Here is a 16,043-nt window from a genome sequence, read left to right on the forward strand (position 1 = left end):
ACTTTCAACTTTTGCCAGTGTTGATCTGTCAGCATGGTACGAGGCATAGCGAATAGTAAAATTGGGTTTGGCGATTTGATTTTACTACTTCGCTATTTTTTTAAGCTAAAAGTGTCAACACACCCTAGTTATCGGAATTAAAAAGTGTATCTAAATAGAGCTTATCGCCAAATTGCTTTTGTAAGCTATGGAAATGAATATTTAAATGGTGCCGTTGATACAGAGATCCTAGATAGACATCCATTATTATTCAACCATTTTCCAATATTACGTGATACTAAATACGGTACGCTTTTATGCGGTTCTGCTTCACATCTATTGGGTCGCCTACAAGAATCCGGAGCCATAAAACTGAGTTTACATGTTGCTCAAGACTTGCATATGGAACTCAATGACTCTTCAATTTTTTATTTTTCAACCGATAAAGAAAGTTTTTGTATTGTTGTGCATTATCCTCATAATGAATATAAAGTTTTAATCCTTAGCGATGAAAAACCAACATGGCAAAGTTTTGATGAATATGGAAACAAAGATTTTTATGATTATTCCAATTATTACCAAAATGTAGAGGCATACACGTTACACCACCCATCCCCTCAAGCAATTTCTACTATAGAACAAGACTTAAAGCCAATCAATTGGGATACTTTTTTTAAAGACACAGAAGCACGTCTTTATTTTAATGATATGGCAAAACAATATGGCAGTTATCCAATTCCATTAGATATCAATAATTGCTATGTCGGCGATTTATTCAATGATTCTATAAAAGAGCAGTATCCGATATTTCCATTCACTATTCGAAAAAATTACGCTTCGAATTTGATAGAAAATACAGCTTTATTAGAACAGCAATATTCCGCTGCATCACATTCAAAAAATGAATATTCCGATTATGTTCAAATGAATAGTAACGAAAAAGATACTTTTTCAGCAGCCTATAATCAACTGACCCTACTCCGCCCACTAATCTTTAAACACTGTGCAAATCAATATCAGTTTTCAGACATTAAAAATTGCAATTACTTGTCCAATATTCCCGAAACAACAAAAGATTCTTCTTTTTCTATTAAAAAAAACACCGTTCAAATTCCGACATCTAATGATGTAGTAGAAAATACCGCGCACCTAAAAGACATAGAACATCAAGTAGAAACAAAGAGCGTAGCTGTAAGCTCTTTTAATTTATTCAAAATCATGAAATTTTTATGGTACATCATTTGGTGTTACTGTGCATTGTGGACTTTGGCATTCTATTCCGTATCGTGGGGAAATACTTTTATACTAACGATTGCATTTTTATATGCACTTTATAAAAGCATCATTCATTCAAACAATAAAAAAGACCGCTAAAAAGCGGTCTTTTTTAAGTCTTAAAGACTTATGCAGCTAATGCATCTTTAGCTTTAGAAGCTAAAGCAGCAAATGCAACTGCGTCATGCATAGCGATGTCAGCAAGTACGCGACGGTCGATAATCACTTGAGCTTTTTTCAAGCCAGCGATCATACGGCTGTACGATAAACCATTTAGACGAGCACCAGCGTTAATACGCGCAATCCATAGAGCACGGAATTGACGTTTTTTCTGACGACGGTCACGGTAAGCGTATTGACCCGCTTTGATTACTGCTTGGAACGCTACGCGATATACGCGTGAACGAGCGCCGTAGTAACCTTTAGCACGAGCAAGAATTTTTTTATGACGGCGATGAGCCTGTACACCACGTTTTACACGAGCCATTTATAATCTCCTTAGATGTATGGGCACATACGACGAACTGAAGCAACGTCACTCACGTGAACCATTACACAGCCGCGTAATTGACGAATACGCTTAGCAGATTTTTTGGTCAAAATGTGGCGTTTGAACGCTTGTTTACGCTTGAAACCGTTAGCAGTAGCTTTAAAACGCTTAGCTGCACCACGGCGAGTTTTCATCTTAGGCATAACAACCTCTTTTGAACACCTGTTCGGAACGTTTGCACCATTGCAAAACGACCTGCAGGTAAGGGAGCGAATATTCTAATCGAACTTTGTCTAAAACAAAAGCAAATAATCAACAATAAAAGCAAGCTTAGTTTATTTCCCGATAAGCTTTAAGCGATGAATTTATAACCGAGGTTTAGTCCAAGTCGTATAATGCCTCATCCATTCCATACTGTACCCTTATGAACGCTACACAGGATGCTTTTGCCGCACTCCGATACCGAGACTTCTCTCTTGTTACACTCAATCAATTTTGCCTGACGCTTGCCATTTTAATCCAGGAAATTATTGTGGCGTATTCTTTGTATAAAATCACCAAAGACCCACTCACTCTAGGCTTGATTGGTCTGGCAGAAGCAATCCCCTTTATTGCGCTCTCCTTATGGGGCGGTTATTTTGCCGATCGCTTTAATAAGCAAACCATCATGAAAATCTGCTTATTCTTTGCCATTCCTCTGCCCCTAGTTTTATGGGGGTTATTTCATGCTTATGGCTTAAAGCACATTGAACTCTCCACCCTGTCATGGGGTGTTTATGCCGTGATCTTTGGCTTAGGAATAATTCGAGGTTTCTATAATCCATCTGCAACATCACTCAAACCCTTTTTAATTCCTCGGGAAATTTATGCCAATGGTGCCACATGGACCACCATTGGTTGGCAAAGTGGGGTGATTATTGGCCCGATGCTCGGTGGATTTATGCTGGCATTTTTAGGCCGTGAAACCAGTTTAATCAGTGTAGCGGTACTGCTCAGCCTATGTTTCTTACTCGTCAATCTTTTAAGCAAACGCACTTTTTCTAAAATAGAAACGGAACGTGTACTACAAAGTTTAGGTGAAGGTTTTCGCTTTATTGCTAAAACTAAAATTGTCCTCTGGGCCATCTCACTCGACTTAGTCTCGGTGCTGTTCGGCGGTGTGATCGCTTTACTTCCGATCTTTGCTGAAGATATTTTGAAAATTGGGCCTGAAGGATTGGGCTATTTACGGGCAGCACCATCGATTGGTGCACTCATCACCATGATTGCGCTGACGCGTTTTCCGCCCACCCGACATGCATGGCGCAATATGCTGCTTGCTGTTGCAGGTTTTGGCCTATTCACCTTATTGTTCGCTTACTCAAACTACCTCTGGTTGTCTTTGTTTGCTCTTGCTATGACGGGTGCATGTGACAGTATTTCAGTGGTAATTCGTCAGACCATTTTACAAATTTACCCTCCTGAAAATATGCGAGGCCGTGTTGCAGCGGTAAATGGCATGTTTGTGTCGAGTAGTAATGAACTGGGGGCATTTGAGTCAGGTCTTGCAGCAAAATATTTAGGCCCTGTGATTGCAACGGTTTTTGGTGGCAGCATGACGCTCTTGGTGGTCGCATTCAGTTGGGCTAAAACCAAAGACTTATTTGGTGTAAACATCACCCAAGCCGAGCAAAAATAGTTTTAATTTAACAATATAACTTGCGAGTCTTTCTAATTCAGGAAATACTCGCAACAATTATTTAAGTCATGCGCACTGGATGCGTTATAAAAGAAATCGATCATATGAAACCACTCTTCTTGCTCGCATTATCTACACTGCCCTTTCATCTCAGTCATGCAGCTCAACCACCATTAGAACTCACCATTCAAAAAAGTTCAGCTCAATCGGCGCATTTGACGACGCGTATTCAATGGCTAGATTTTCCCAAACCCCAATATAAAAATAGTGATTTAAACCAACAAAACCGTGCAGCAATTATTCGTGTGTATGCAGATGAAACAGGTGAAGTGACCAAAGCGACAGTCCAAGAAACGACTGGAATCAAAGCTTTGGATGAAAAGCTGGTAAATGCCGTGCTTCAAGCTAAAGTAAAACCGTTTATGGAGGACGACACCGCTTTAGCCGTCATTGGTTATCAAGTTTTTAATTTAAACCTAACCCCAGATGATGCCGAAGCATGTAACTATAGCTTTGACTCGAAGAACTGGCGTGCGCAGCAACAGCAGCAAAAAGTGCCTTTTCAATATCAGGTTCAACCTAAGCTTGCGCTAGATTCTACGCAGTTAAATAATCATGACCGTCAAATTAAATTTAGCTTTAAAGCCGATAAACATGGCAACATCAAGAAGCCTAAAATTATCAAAGGTTCAGGCATTTACGCGCTTGATCAACAAGTTTTACAAGCCGTTGCAAACAGCAAAGTTAGTGTTAAACGCACGGCAAGTAGACTGTGGCTCTATAAAAAATCTAAATTTAAAGATGCGATTGAATTCGATCTAAATGCTTGTCGTTAAAAATTTAGCATGACACGAGTTTTCACTCACTCGTGTCATCTCTATATCAACTTTAAACCCATTCAGCACATATAAGCATGTGGCTAGTTAGTCTCTGAAAATAATTAGAACTGACTAAACATCCAATACACAAAAAGATAGCGTCCTATTTTTGCAATACTCACCATCACAACAAAACGAACAAAGTTTTCTTTGAGTAATCCTGCAATGAGGGTAATCGGATCACCAATAACGGGCACCCAACTGAGTAATAAAGACCAAAAACCATATTTTTGATAAATACCCTGCGCCTGCAACATCTTTTGCTCTGAGATGGGAAACCATTTTTTGTTTTTGTATTGCTCAACTTTCAAGCCGAGCCACCAATTCACACAGCTACCTAGAATATTGCCTAGACTGGCGACAGCTACCAATAACCACACTGGATACTGCGTCTGAGCCAACAATCCCACCAAGACAGCCTCTGATTGCAAGGGTAGCAGAGTCGCTGCCCCAAAAGCAGAAAGGAAAAGTAGTCCTAAGGCCCACATCATTTTATGATTTTAAACCCAGCTTTTTCTTGGTTGAGCTATAGGCAAAACTTGACCAGATCAATGCCAGAATCAACAAAGACCAACGTGACCATGAATATTTATCGGCAATCGGTTCAATTGCAGCTCGAAGTACCACCTGATCTTTGGTATTCAGCAGTTCAATGATTTTTTGAATGTGTACCGCTTCAGCTACAAATAGCACCAAACATCCCGCAACCCCCACAATAATACTGAGATAGATTTTAGGATTCGCTTCAATAATGCGGGTTAAATTGAGAAAAAACTCTTTTTTCATTACACTAATGTCCAAACAACCTTTCAACAAAAAAGCCACCCATCGGTGGCTTTAAAGAATGGCTTATACCTTGAAGGCGCTAAGCTTAACACAGTTCAAGTCAGCGCTTCTGTAACTAATTCACTTGAAGCGCCAACGCACGCTGAACTGCAGGACGCGCTTGAATACGCTCCATATACGCCTTCACATTTGGGTAGTCATTTATATCAATTTGTTGCCATTCATAACGCAAAATCCATGGGAAAATTGCCATATCCGCTATCGAATACTCTCCAGCCACATAGTTTTGACCAAAAAGTTGCTTGTCTAGTACACCATACAAACGCTTGGTTTCATTGACATAGCGTTCAGTTGCATATCCAATACGTTCGGGAGCAAATTTACTGAAGTGATGGTTCTGTCCAAGCATTGGACCAAAACCACCCATTTGCCACATCAACCACTGCTCAACTTCAACACGAGACTGTTCGTCGCTTGGATAAAACTGTCCTGTTTTACGCCCTAAATACTGCAAAATCGCCCCTGACTCAAACACAGAAATGGCTTCACCTTTAGGACCATCTTGATCCACAATCGCAGGGATTTTATTGTTGGGTGAAATGCGTAAAAAGTCGGGTTGAAACTGATCATTTTCTAAAATATTGATGGGAAAAACTTGATACTCCAAACCCATCTCTTCTAATGCAATGCTAATTTTATGTCCGTTGGGTGTTCCCCAATAGTACAAATCGATCATGTGGTTATCCTGTTACTTTTCTCGTTTTAGTTCATATTGTCGAGGTTTGATACTGTTTATAACATGATTCCAGCCTAGAAACATTAGGTTAAACTGAAATTGAAATCTTAAAATATGCATGACTAGCTTCATATAAATAGAATAATTATCAACCAAAGAGAATTTTTTAAAAAACCTTATTTTTTAATCTTGAAATTTCATAGAGTATCCAAATATTAAAAGTACAGCAAACATCCACACCAATTATTGCAGTGACAACCATGCTAATCGAGTCGCATAGGTTGCTTATTTATATCACTTTTCCTAATAGTGGAGGTTTTATCAATGAGTAATTTAAGCTTAATGCCATTATTCCGTCGTAGTATCGGCTTTGACCGTTTAAACGATTTGTTTGATCATACAATGCTCAGTGAAGCACCACATTATCCTGCGTACAATATTGAAAAAGTCGGTGATGATCACTACCGCATTGTCGTAGCTGCGACTGGTTTTAACCAAGATGAGCTCACGATTGACTTAGAGAATCAGGTACTTAATATTTCAGGTCAACATGCTGACCAGACCAAAGACAATCATGCTGAGTTCTTGCATAAAGGCATCACACAGCGTTCATTTAAATTATCTTTACGTTTAGATGAACACATTGAAGTACAAGAGGCCAATTATGAAAATGGTTTACTCACCATCCAGCTACAACGGATTGTTCCAGAAGAAAAAGCGCCATGCCGAATTCCAATCGGACAGAAGAAATTAACAACTGAAAACACTGCGGCATAGTCAATCTGTCTTGTCCTGAAATAGATTGACAGTATTCCACTTCAAACCGAGTTAAGCAATTAGCTCGGTTTTAGTTTGCTCATACATCTGATTCGGGGTGTTCATATTTAAACTTAAATGTGGTCTATAGTAATTATAAATCATGATAGATTCCGTAATTAAGTGGTCTAACTCCTTCATGGTTTGACATCGTGTAGTTAAAAACTCCTGCTTTAATATTCCATTAATCCGCTCTGCTAATGCATTTTGATATGAGAAACACTGTTTCGCAAGGTATCCATCTGTCATGGAAGGACATATCCCATAATGGCGCAATGCCGATTGATATAGCTCAGAGCAATACTGAGAGCCTCTGTCTGAATGATGAATCATCCTAGTCGCTCGATCCGTCACATGCTGCATCGCCATATGTAGAGCCTGCATAACATTCTCCGCACGCATATCATTCGATAACTTATAACCTTTAATCTGTCGGGTATAAGCATCTGTCACCAAGGATAAATAATGCACACCTTCAGCACTCTCAACATAGGTAATATCACTAACAAAGACTTCATTGGCTTGCACTGCTGAATAATCCTTTAATAAATTTGGATGCTTCTTCATCCAATGCTTGCTATCCGTAGTTTTTGTATAGCGACGCTTAGGGCGAATCAATAAGTTATTTTCTTTCAATATTTTAAATAACTGATCCCGTCCACACTTTAAACCACGTTGCAACAATTTGCCTTTAATAAGCCAATACAGCTTACGTGTTCCGATACTTGGCATGAGACAGCGATATTCCATAATCAACTCGAGTATTTGTTCGGTTATTTGTGCAGTCATTTGAGCACGTTTTTCTGCTTGATAATAAGATTGTCGAGTGATTCCTAACCACTGACAATAACGTGAAACGCTTAGTCTTCTTTGGCTTTGCCAATCTTTGAAACGTGCTCGGTATACTTTTTTCCAAGATCAGTCCCACACTCTTTATCAATGTGATAAATCACATCCTGTATAAATTCAGTTTTGAGCTTTTCTGCGGCTAACTGTTTTTCTAATTGGCGGATTCGTTGTTGGGGTGTCAATTGGCGTTTAGAAGAAGTCGGCATATTCGAAGTCCAATCTTGTTGTCCGTGCTTGCGTAACCATACCAGCACAGTTGATCTTCCTTGAATACCATATTTTGCCTGAGCTTGTTTATAAGTAATTTGCCCTTTTTCTACTTCATGTACAACCATCATTTTAAAGGCAAAGCTATAATCACCTTGTGTACGTTTAACTCTTTGTTCTCGTTCATGTTCCATAAAATAAGCCTCTTAAAGGTGTAAACTTATTTCAGGACGGGACAATCAACAAAATAAAAAAAGCACTGCATAGGCAGTGCTTTTTTAAGATCAATGGATCATTACTTTTTCTTTTTAGGACCAAGCAACATACCCATTTGACGACCTTCCATTTTTGGTGATTGCTCAACAACACCAATTTCAGCCACATCTGCTTCAACTTTTTGAAGTTGAGCCAAACCAAGCTGTTGGTGCGCCATTTCACGACCACGGAAACGAAGAGTAATTTTTACTTTGTTGCCTTCTTCAAGGAACTTAGTGATTGCACGTAGTTTTACGTTGTAATCACCAACATCAGTACCCGGGCGGAGTTTGATTTCTTTCACCTGTACTTGATGCTGTTTTTTCTTCGCTTCTTTCTGCTTTTGCTTTAGATCAAACAAATGCTTGTTGAAGTCCATGATTTTACAAACAGGCGGTTCAGCGTTTGCTACGATCTCAACAAGATCAAGCTCAACACTTTCAGCAGCGCGTAATGCTTCTGCCAAGCTAACAATACCTTTTTGCTCACCATTTTCGTCTACAAGACGGACTTCTTTCGCACGAATTTCATCATTCAAAGCAGGACGGTTTGATTTGTTACCGCCCTGTTGATTACGGTCAGGCTGTTTAATCGCTGTTACTCCACAATGTACCGGCCGCGTTCGGCAACGGCTGCTTTTACTAGGTCAACGAAAGCGTCGATTGACATAGTACCCAAATTTGTTCCAGAGCGGGTACGCACGTTCACTGTACCTTCCTCTACCTCACGGTCCCCAAGTACCAGTAAGTAAGGAATACGCTCTAATGTACGTTCACGAATCTTAAAGCCGATTTTCTCATTTCTCAAGTCTGAAATCGCACGGAGACCGTTTTCTTTAAGTTTAGCGACGACTGACTCACATGCTTCCGCTTGTGAATCGGTAATGTTCATCACACATGCTTGAATTGGTGTTAACCAAGGTGGCATAAAGCCCGCATAGTGTTCGATTAGTATACCAATAAAACGTTCAAAACTGCCAAGTATTGCACGGTGCAACATTACAGGTTGATCACGATCATTGTCTTCAGTGACATATGACGCATCTAAACGTTCTGGCAAATTGAAGTCACATTGGATTGTACCACATTGCCATACACGGCCTAAGCAGTCTTTCAGTGAGAATTCAATTTTCGGACCATAGAATGCGCCTTCACCTGGTTGAAGTTCCCACTCCAAACCAGCAGCATCTAAAGCATCTGCTAAAGATTTTTCAGCCATATCCCAAAGTGCATCATCACCCACACGTTTTTCTGGACGTGTAGACAACTTCATTTGCACGTCTTCGAAACCGAAGTCTTTATACACATCTAAAGTCAGTTGAATGAAGTCAGCCACTTCTTGACCAATTTGCTCTTTGGTACAGAAAATGTGTGCATCATCTTGAGTAAAGCCACGAACACGCATAATGCCGTGCAATGAACCCGATGGTTCGTTACGGTGACACGAACCGAACTCGGCCAAACGAATTGGCAAATCACGGTATGATTTTAAACCTTGGTTGAACACTTGTACGTGACAAGGACAGTTCATCGGCTTAATTGCATAGTTACGGCTTTCTGAATGCGTCGTGAACATGCCATCTGCATAGTTTGCAGCATGGCCTGATTTTTCCCAAAGCGTGAAATCAACCACTTGTGGAGTACGAATTTCAAGGTAACCATTATCTTGTTGTACTTTGCGCATGTATTGTTCAAGCACTTGATAAATGGTCCAACCGTTTGGATGCCAGAACACCATACCTGGTGCTTCTTCTTGCATATGGAACAGGTCTAAAGCTTTACCAATTTTACGGTGGTCACGCTTTTCAGCTTCTTCAATACGTTTGATATAAGCTGCAAGCTGTTTTTTGTCTGCCCACGCTGTACCATAAATACGTTGTAACTGTTCATTCTTCGCATCCCCGCGCCAATAAGCGCCTGACATTTTAGTCAGTTTGAATGCTTTTAAAAATTTAGTATTTGGCACGTGTGGACCACGGCACATATCCAAATAATCTTGATGGTAGTACAAGCCCATTTCTGTTTCTTCAGGCATGTCTGCAATCAAGCGTAATTTATAATCTTCACCACGCGCTGTGAATTCTGCAATCACCTCATCACGTGGTGTCATTTTTTTGATGACATCATAGTCTTGATCGATGAGCTTTTTCATGCGCTCTTCAATGGCTAGCATGTCTTCTGGCGTAAATGGCTTTGCGCTAAAAATATCGTAATAGAAGCCATCTTCAATGACAGGACCAATCACCATTTTCGCTTCAGGGAACAATTGCTTAACCGCATGCCCTACCAAGTGAGCGCAAGAGTGACGAATGATTTCGACACCTTCTTCGTCTTTAGGCGTAATAATTTGAAGGCTGGCATCCGTGGTAATCAAGTCAGATGCATCAACTAAACGACCATCGACTTTTCCTGCAACTGTATTTTTCGCAAGACCCGGACCGATGCTCAGTGCAACGTCCATCACAGATACAGCTTGATCAAATTGTTTTTGATCGCCATTTGGCAAAGTGATAATTGGCATAAAAAATCCTTAAGGAGTGATGCCCCGTACCATGGAGCATATCACCGCGAGATTATGATCGAGGTAAAACCTCAAAAGATAAAAACGGTGGATAAATAAAATCAGTCGAATTTTACACGTGTTATCCACAGGATTAAACCTTTTCCCCTATAAAATTCACGTTTCAGCGCATTTTGAATTTATTTGCCAGTCCATCAGCCTCCCTAAAATGAGGGGGATTGATGTTCCGCAATCCTTATCGCTACATTTTATAATGACTCTATCGGTCACTTTTTATTGAACAATACAGCAACACAAGCATACACATTTTGCTTAAAAAGCAGGCTAAAATCTAATTAAAAGAGTTTATATCGCACAGAATCCATAGATTCAGTTTAGATAAACTAAACAAAAAAAATTCAATAAATTCATCTAAAAAGAGCAACTCGACTAAAGCATAAATGCAAGATGGCTGAAAAATGCATATCTTTTAATCAATGGAAAAATAATACTGAATTTGGAGTGATCAACATGGTGAGTGCTTATGATGAGTTACCAAGAACCCCCGCAAACTTTGTGGCTTTGTCACCGCTACGTTATTTAGAACGAGCTGCTTATATTTACCCTCATCAAGATGCCATCATTCATGGGCACCGCCATATTTCATGGCGTGAAACTTACCTTCGCTGCTGCCAATTTGCCTCACAATTACAAAAACTGGGAATCACAAAAAACGATACTGTCTCTGTTTTGCTGCCCAATGTCCCTGCAATGATCGAAGCACATTTTGCAGTCCCAATGGCAGGTGCTGTGCTCAACACATTGAACACGCGCTTAGATGCCAAAACCATCGCATTTATGCTTGATCATGCAGAAACCAAAGTCTTATTGGTGGATCCAGAGTTTGCATCGGTTGCACAAGAAGCCTTGGCTTTGGTCGGACGCGATATTTTCGTGATTGATGTAGATGATGCTGAGTACGAAAACTGTTTTGCAGCCCCGATTGGGCAAATCGAGTATGAAGACTGGTTAACCGAAGGCGATGAGAACTTTGAATGGCATTTACCTCAAGATGAATGGGATGCCATCAGCCTTAACTACACCTCTGGCACCACAGGCAACCCCAAAGGCGTGGTTTATCACCACCGTGGCGCTTATATCAATGCAGCCAGTAATATTATTGCTTGTGGCATGACACCACGTGCGACCTACTTGTGGACCCTCCCCCTGTTTCACTGCAACGGTTGGTGCTTTGCATGGACTATGGCAGCCAATGGTGGCACCAACATCTGTTTACGTAAAATTGACCCTGAACTCATTTTTAAACTCATCGCTGAACACAAAGTTGATTATTTCTGCGGTGCGCCGATTGTGTTATCAATGCTGATCAATACTCCAGAAGAGCAACGGGTTCACTTTGAGCACCGTGTCGAAGTGATGGTGGCAGGTGCTGCGCCTCCTGCTGCAATCATTGAAGGCATGCGTAATATTGGCATCAATGTCACCCATGTCTACGGTCTCACTGAAACCTATGGTCCTTCTGCGCTTTGTGCCTCTCAAGCAGGTTGGTCAGACTTATCGATTCAAGAACAAGCGCAGCTGCACTCACGCCAAGGTGTACCGTACCCACTGCAAGATGGCATGAAAGTCCTTGATCCAGATACCATGCAACCTGTACCGCATGATGGTCAAACCATGGGTGAAATTATGTTCCGTGGCAACATTGTGATGAAAGGCTACCTCAAAAACCCTGAGGCGACCGCAGAAGCGTTCGCTGGTGGTTGGTTTCATACAGGCGATCTTGCAGTCTGCCAACCCGATGGCTATGCCAAAATTACTGACCGCTCTAAAGATGTGATCATTTCTGGAGGCGAGAATATTTCATCACTAGAAGTTGAAGAAATTCTCTATCAACATCCTGCTATTTTAACGGCTGCGGTGGTCGCGAAACCCGATCCTCGTTGGCAAGAAGTGCCCTGTGCATTTATTGAACTCAAAGCAGGTAAAGAAACCACACCTGAGGAAATCATTGAATTCTGTAAGCAACATCTGGCACGTTTTAAAGTCCCGAAAGATGTAGTGATTACAGAAATTCCAAAAACGTCGACAGGCAAGTTACAAAAATTTGTTCTACGCGATTGGGCCAAAGAGCGTGCAACGGGCGAGTTTAGCTAAACATTCAGCAGTCTATACAAGCAAATACTCTCAAATAAAAAAGCGACCTTGAAGGTCGCTTTTTTTATGTCTAAATGACTTAATTATCTGAAATTAAAGCCACTTGCTGAATGTAGTTAAACAACTTCAAACGCGAAGCTTTAAGTTGTTCTTCATCAGCCTGCTGTTTCATATCACGGTGAATACGCAATACATGCTGACGAATGGTATGACGTTCCGCGGCATTATAGGTTTTGGAAAACTCATTAATGACCACATCACCATCTTTGATCATACGATCAACCCAACGCTGCAATTGAGCGGTTTTTTTCGCGCCTTGTTGCGGTGTCAAATAAGACAAAATCACCGTTTCATCTTCATTACGCAACAACTTCCCAATGCGTAAAAATTGGCGACGACGAGCTTCATTTGATGTAATCAGTTTCACATCCAAAAGGGCTTCAATCAAACGCTCTTCAACAGGTAAGTTTTGAATTTGTTTAGTGTTCAACTCTGCAAGTTGAGAACCCAAAGATGCCATACGTTGTACGGCTTTTTTCTGTTCAGTTTTACTTGCACGTCCTTCTAAAGATTCAAAGTCCTCTTCAGTAAAACTATGCGGTCGACGTGCCACGATTAATCTGCCTCGTAAAATTTTGCTGCAAATAGTGCCTGAATCTCAGATAAAGCTTGTTCTTCATCTGCGCCTTCAAGCACCAAGCGTAAAGTGGTGCCCTTTCCTGCGCCTAGCATCAGGAGGGACATAATATTTTTGGCATCCACCAATTTGTCTCCTTTTCCAATTTGGATTGAAGAACGGAATTTGGTGGTCACTTCAATGAGCTTGCCAGATGCACGCGCATGTAACCCTAGTTTATTAATTACGTCAACAGTTGTGTCAATCATGCCCAGTGCTTCATTTCTCGATGGAGGACCTGAATAGACCATTTTGCCTCAAGGGCTTTTTTTAGTCTATCCACAATATATACAGAGCGATGCTGCCCACCCGTACAACCAATTGACACGGTCATATAGTGACGATGCCCTTCAGCAAAAGCTGGTAACCATTTATCTAAAAACTTATAAATATCTTCGAACATTTCGTGCGTTTGCTCACTTTGTTCCAAAAATTTTTGCACAGGGGCATCTAGTCCTGAATACTTCCGCAGTTCTAAATCCCAATGGGGATTGGGTAAATGTCGAACATCAAACACATAGTCAGCATCCAACGGAATACCGTGTTTAAAGCCAAAAGACTGCAAAATCAAAATCAGGTTATCCGACTGCCCCAACTTTGACAGCAAGGTATGCTTTAAGTCGTGCACACTTTTATCGGTGGTATCAATATGCACAGTTGAGCGCAAATTAATCGGCAATAAAAGGGTTTTCTCTTCTTGAATGCACTGATTCAAACTTTGAAAGCGTGTCGCCAACGGATGCGGACGACGTGAAGCACTAAAGCGCGCAATCAGCTCTTGGTCACGCGTGGTCAAATAAATAATATCGACCGTACCATGCCTTTGCAATTGTTCAAACACCAAGTCGAATTCTTGCAAATCTGCACGTGTACTGCGTACATCCACACCAAGCGCCAACTGCTCAAGATTATTTTCCCGATCCAGTTTAGCCACAATCTCTGGGAGTAAGGCCAAAGGCAAATTATCAATACAGTAATAACCAAGGTCTTCCAATACTTGTAATGCAGAGGATTTACCCGAACCAGACTGTCCTGTAACAATTAAAATGCGCTTCATCTTAATCCTTTGAGAGGTGAGCTTGCCTAAATATGTTTCACTTTCAAGTTATCAATTAAACGAGTTGCCCCGAGTTTTGCCGCAACAAAAAGTACCACATCTTGGTCAAACGCATCCAATTTCTGCAATGCAGGTGTGCGTGCTTCCACATAATCCACAACAAAACCAGCCTGTGTCAATGTCGCCTTTATATTTGCTAACACATCAGCTAAAGCGGTACCGGCTTGTAGTGACTGTTCTGCCGCTTTTAAACTTTGATAAATGATCGGTGCTTTTTGACGGTTTTCTTCGCTTAAATAACCATTACGGGAACTTAAAGCCAAACCATCTTCTGCACGTGCAATTGCCACACCCATCACTTCAAGTGGCATATTCAAATCATGAACAAACTGACGAATCACAGCCAACTGTTGATAGTCTTTTTCACCAAAGAAAGCAAAATTAGGTTGCACAATATTGAACAGTTTCGTCACCACAACGGCAACACCATCAAAATGACCTGGACGTTGTAGACCACACAAATCATTGGTGATATCTGAAACAGTAATATTGGTCAAACGTGGACTGTTGCCATACATTTGCTCAACCGATGGTGCAAACACGATGTCACAACCAACCTCGGCCAACAAGCGCTGATCTTGTTCCAAAGTGCGTGGGTAACTGTCAAAATCTTCATTGGGTCCAAATTGAATAGGATTCACAAAAATGCTGACTACAACCACATCACAGAGTTTTTTCGCTTCGCGCACAAGGTTCAAATGCCCCTGATGCAAGTTGCCCATGGTCGGGACGAAACCAATACTTTTTCGAGCCGTTCGCGCAGGATTCAATGATGCTGATAGGCCTTGGATGGTGGTTTCAGTTTTCATGTTTTACAGCTCGACTTGGAATGTTTGTTCTTTCGCAGGGAATGAGCTATCAAGCACCGCTGCATGGTATGCCTTGAACGCATCCAAAATCGCCGTTTCCCCTGCTTGTTCTTTCATAAAGTTACGCACAAATTTTGCAACACGACCAAAAGTCAGTCCAAGCATGTCTTGTACTACCAAGACTTGACCATCGGTATCCACACCTGCACCAATACCAATGACAGGTACATGTGGGAACAACTCACTAATTTCTTTGCCGAGCTGCGCAGGCACACACTCTAATAACAGCACCGCAGCACCTGCATCAACCACCGCTTGGCAGTCCGCAATCAGTTGGTCTGCTGCTTCACGTGTACGTGCTTGTAATTTATAGCCACCAAACACATGTACAGACTGTGGGGTTAAACCTAAGTGTACACATACAGGAATACCGTTGCGTGTCAAAACCTGAACCGTTTCAGCCAGCCATGCTCCACCTTCGACTTTGACCATTTGTGCACCCGCTTGCATCACTACTTTTGAGCTTTGCAAAGCATCATTTAAGGTGGCATAGCTCATAAACGGTAAATCGGTCATGATTAAGGCATGCTGGTTACCACGGCGTACAGCTGCGGTATGGTAAGCCATATCTTCAACTGTAACAGGCAAAGTGGAATCACGACCTTGAATGGCCATACCGAGTGAATCGCCAATTAAAATGGTATCAATTTCAGCAAGTTCCATTGCCTTTGCCATACTTGCATCATAGCAAGTCAGGCAGGAAAATTTGCGACCTTCTGCTTTAAATTTTCTTAAGTCATTTAAACTAATCATCAAAC

At 41.1% G+C, this 16,043-nt stretch carries 18 protein-coding genes; 5 read left to right on the plus strand and 13 right to left on the minus strand.

Features of this window, described 5'->3' with window-relative positions:
* Positions 1–144: 144 nt before the first annotated feature.
* Complete coding sequence (locus HYI04_RS06220) at positions 145–1,353, plus strand: hypothetical protein (RefSeq protein WP_178896011.1); 1,209 nt, start codon at positions 145–147, stop codon at positions 1,351–1,353.
* Between the two features lie 28 nt (positions 1,354–1,381).
* Here HYI04_RS06220 and rplT read toward each other — a convergent pair whose 3' ends face one another.
* Both rplT and rpmI read right to left on the minus strand, forming a co-directional pair.
* Complete coding sequence (gene rplT / locus HYI04_RS06225) at positions 1,382–1,741, minus strand: 50S ribosomal protein L20 (protein WP_004692276.1); 360 nt, start codon at positions 1,739–1,741, stop codon at positions 1,382–1,384.
* A gap of 11 nt (positions 1,742–1,752) precedes the next feature.
* Positions 1,753–1,947, minus strand: coding sequence for a 50S ribosomal protein L35 (rpmI, locus tag HYI04_RS06230; RefSeq protein ID WP_004278281.1), 195 nt, complete (start codon positions 1,945–1,947; stop codon positions 1,753–1,755).
* Positions 1,948–2,168: 221 nt separating this feature from the next.
* Here rpmI and HYI04_RS06235 point away from each other — a divergent pair, with 221 nt between their 5' ends.
* Together HYI04_RS06235 and HYI04_RS06240 are read left to right on the plus strand one after the other, a co-directional pair.
* The gene (locus HYI04_RS06235; RefSeq protein ID WP_178896012.1) at positions 2,169–3,422 is read left to right on the plus strand and encodes an MFS transporter; all 1,254 of its coding nucleotides are present in this window, start codon (positions 2,169–2,171) and stop codon (positions 3,420–3,422) included.
* 104 nt (positions 3,423–3,526) lie between these two features.
* Complete coding sequence (locus tag HYI04_RS06240) at positions 3,527–4,258, plus strand: energy transducer TonB (RefSeq protein ID WP_178896013.1); 732 nt, start codon at positions 3,527–3,529, stop codon at positions 4,256–4,258.
* Between the two features lie 104 nt (positions 4,259–4,362).
* On the opposite strand, the gene HYI04_RS06245 is transcribed toward HYI04_RS06240, so the two are convergent.
* The 3 genes from HYI04_RS06245 to HYI04_RS06255 form a co-directional block, all read right to left on the minus strand.
* Entirely contained in the window at positions 4,363–4,791 is a 429-nt protein-coding gene (locus HYI04_RS06245) for a YqaA family protein (protein ID WP_178896014.1), read from the minus strand.
* A 1-nt stretch (position 4,792) separates the two neighbouring features.
* Positions 4,793–5,086, minus strand: coding sequence for a hypothetical protein (locus HYI04_RS06250; protein ID WP_178896015.1), 294 nt, complete (start codon positions 5,084–5,086; stop codon positions 4,793–4,795).
* Positions 5,087–5,201: 115 nt separating this feature from the next.
* Positions 5,202–5,822: a glutathione S-transferase family protein gene (locus HYI04_RS06255; RefSeq protein ID WP_176537176.1), complete on the minus strand. Its 621-nt coding sequence runs from the start codon at positions 5,820–5,822 to the stop codon at positions 5,202–5,204.
* 324 nt (positions 5,823–6,146) lie between these two features.
* Here HYI04_RS06255 and HYI04_RS06260 point away from each other — a divergent pair, with 324 nt between their 5' ends.
* On the plus strand, positions 6,147–6,599 hold the full coding sequence (locus HYI04_RS06260) for an Hsp20 family protein (RefSeq protein ID WP_178896016.1): 453 nt from the start codon (positions 6,147–6,149) through the stop codon (positions 6,597–6,599).
* 51 nt (positions 6,600–6,650) lie between these two features.
* Here HYI04_RS06260 and HYI04_RS06265 read toward each other — a convergent pair.
* The 3 genes from HYI04_RS06265 to thrS form a co-directional block, all read right to left on the minus strand.
* A protein-coding gene (locus HYI04_RS06265) for an IS3 family transposase (RefSeq protein ID WP_178896017.1) occupies positions 6,651–7,888 on the minus strand; the annotation gives its coding sequence in 2 pieces (ribosomal slippage) (positions 6,651–7,552 and positions 7,552–7,888; 1,239 coding nt in all).
* A gap of 101 nt (positions 7,889–7,989) precedes the next feature.
* Complete coding sequence (infC, locus tag HYI04_RS06270; protein WP_050796974.1) at positions 7,990–8,541, minus strand: translation initiation factor IF-3; 552 nt, start codon at positions 8,539–8,541, stop codon at positions 7,990–7,992.
* A 5-nt stretch (positions 8,542–8,546) separates the two neighbouring features.
* The gene (thrS, locus tag HYI04_RS06275) at positions 8,547–10,469 is read right to left on the minus strand and encodes a threonine--tRNA ligase (RefSeq protein WP_005400751.1); all 1,923 of its coding nucleotides are present in this window, start codon (positions 10,467–10,469) and stop codon (positions 8,547–8,549) included.
* A 510-nt stretch (positions 10,470–10,979) separates the two neighbouring features.
* Here thrS and HYI04_RS06280 point away from each other — a divergent pair.
* A complete protein-coding gene (locus tag HYI04_RS06280; RefSeq protein WP_178896018.1) occupies positions 10,980–12,623 on the plus strand; it encodes an acyl-CoA synthetase in 1,644 nt (547 codons plus the stop codon).
* A gap of 79 nt (positions 12,624–12,702) precedes the next feature.
* Here the strand turns inward: HYI04_RS06280 and yjgA are convergent, their stop codons facing one another.
* From yjgA to panB, 5 genes are read right to left on the minus strand one after another with little or no spacing between them, the layout of a single operon-like run.
* Positions 12,703–13,236, minus strand: a complete 534-nt coding sequence (gene yjgA, locus HYI04_RS06285; RefSeq protein WP_005400753.1) for a ribosome biogenesis factor YjgA — start codon at positions 13,234–13,236, stop codon at positions 12,703–12,705.
* 2 nt (positions 13,237–13,238) lie between these two features.
* Positions 13,239–13,508: an HPr family phosphocarrier protein gene (locus tag HYI04_RS06290; RefSeq protein ID WP_010325935.1), complete on the minus strand. Its 270-nt coding sequence runs from the start codon at positions 13,506–13,508 to the stop codon at positions 13,239–13,241.
* Positions 13,505–14,356 carry an RNase adapter RapZ gene (rapZ, locus tag HYI04_RS06295; RefSeq protein ID WP_159153643.1) on the minus strand — a complete coding sequence of 284 codons (852 nt, stop codon included), beginning with the start codon at positions 14,354–14,356 and terminating at the stop codon, positions 13,505–13,507. Before rapZ ends, HYI04_RS06290 begins: the two co-directional genes overlap by 4 nt.
* Before the next feature lie 26 nt (positions 14,357–14,382).
* Positions 14,383–15,225, minus strand: a complete 843-nt coding sequence (gene panC / locus HYI04_RS06300) for a pantoate--beta-alanine ligase (RefSeq protein ID WP_159153642.1) — start codon at positions 15,223–15,225, stop codon at positions 14,383–14,385.
* Between the two features lie 3 nt (positions 15,226–15,228).
* A complete protein-coding gene (gene panB / locus HYI04_RS06305; protein WP_004692301.1) occupies positions 15,229–16,038 on the minus strand; it encodes a 3-methyl-2-oxobutanoate hydroxymethyltransferase in 810 nt (269 codons plus the stop codon).
* Positions 16,039–16,043 lie beyond the last annotated feature (5 nt).

The sequence above is a fragment of the Acinetobacter sp. SwsAc2 genome (assembly GCF_013391465.1).
GTDB lineage: Bacteria > Pseudomonadota > Gammaproteobacteria > Pseudomonadales > Moraxellaceae > Acinetobacter > Acinetobacter johnsonii.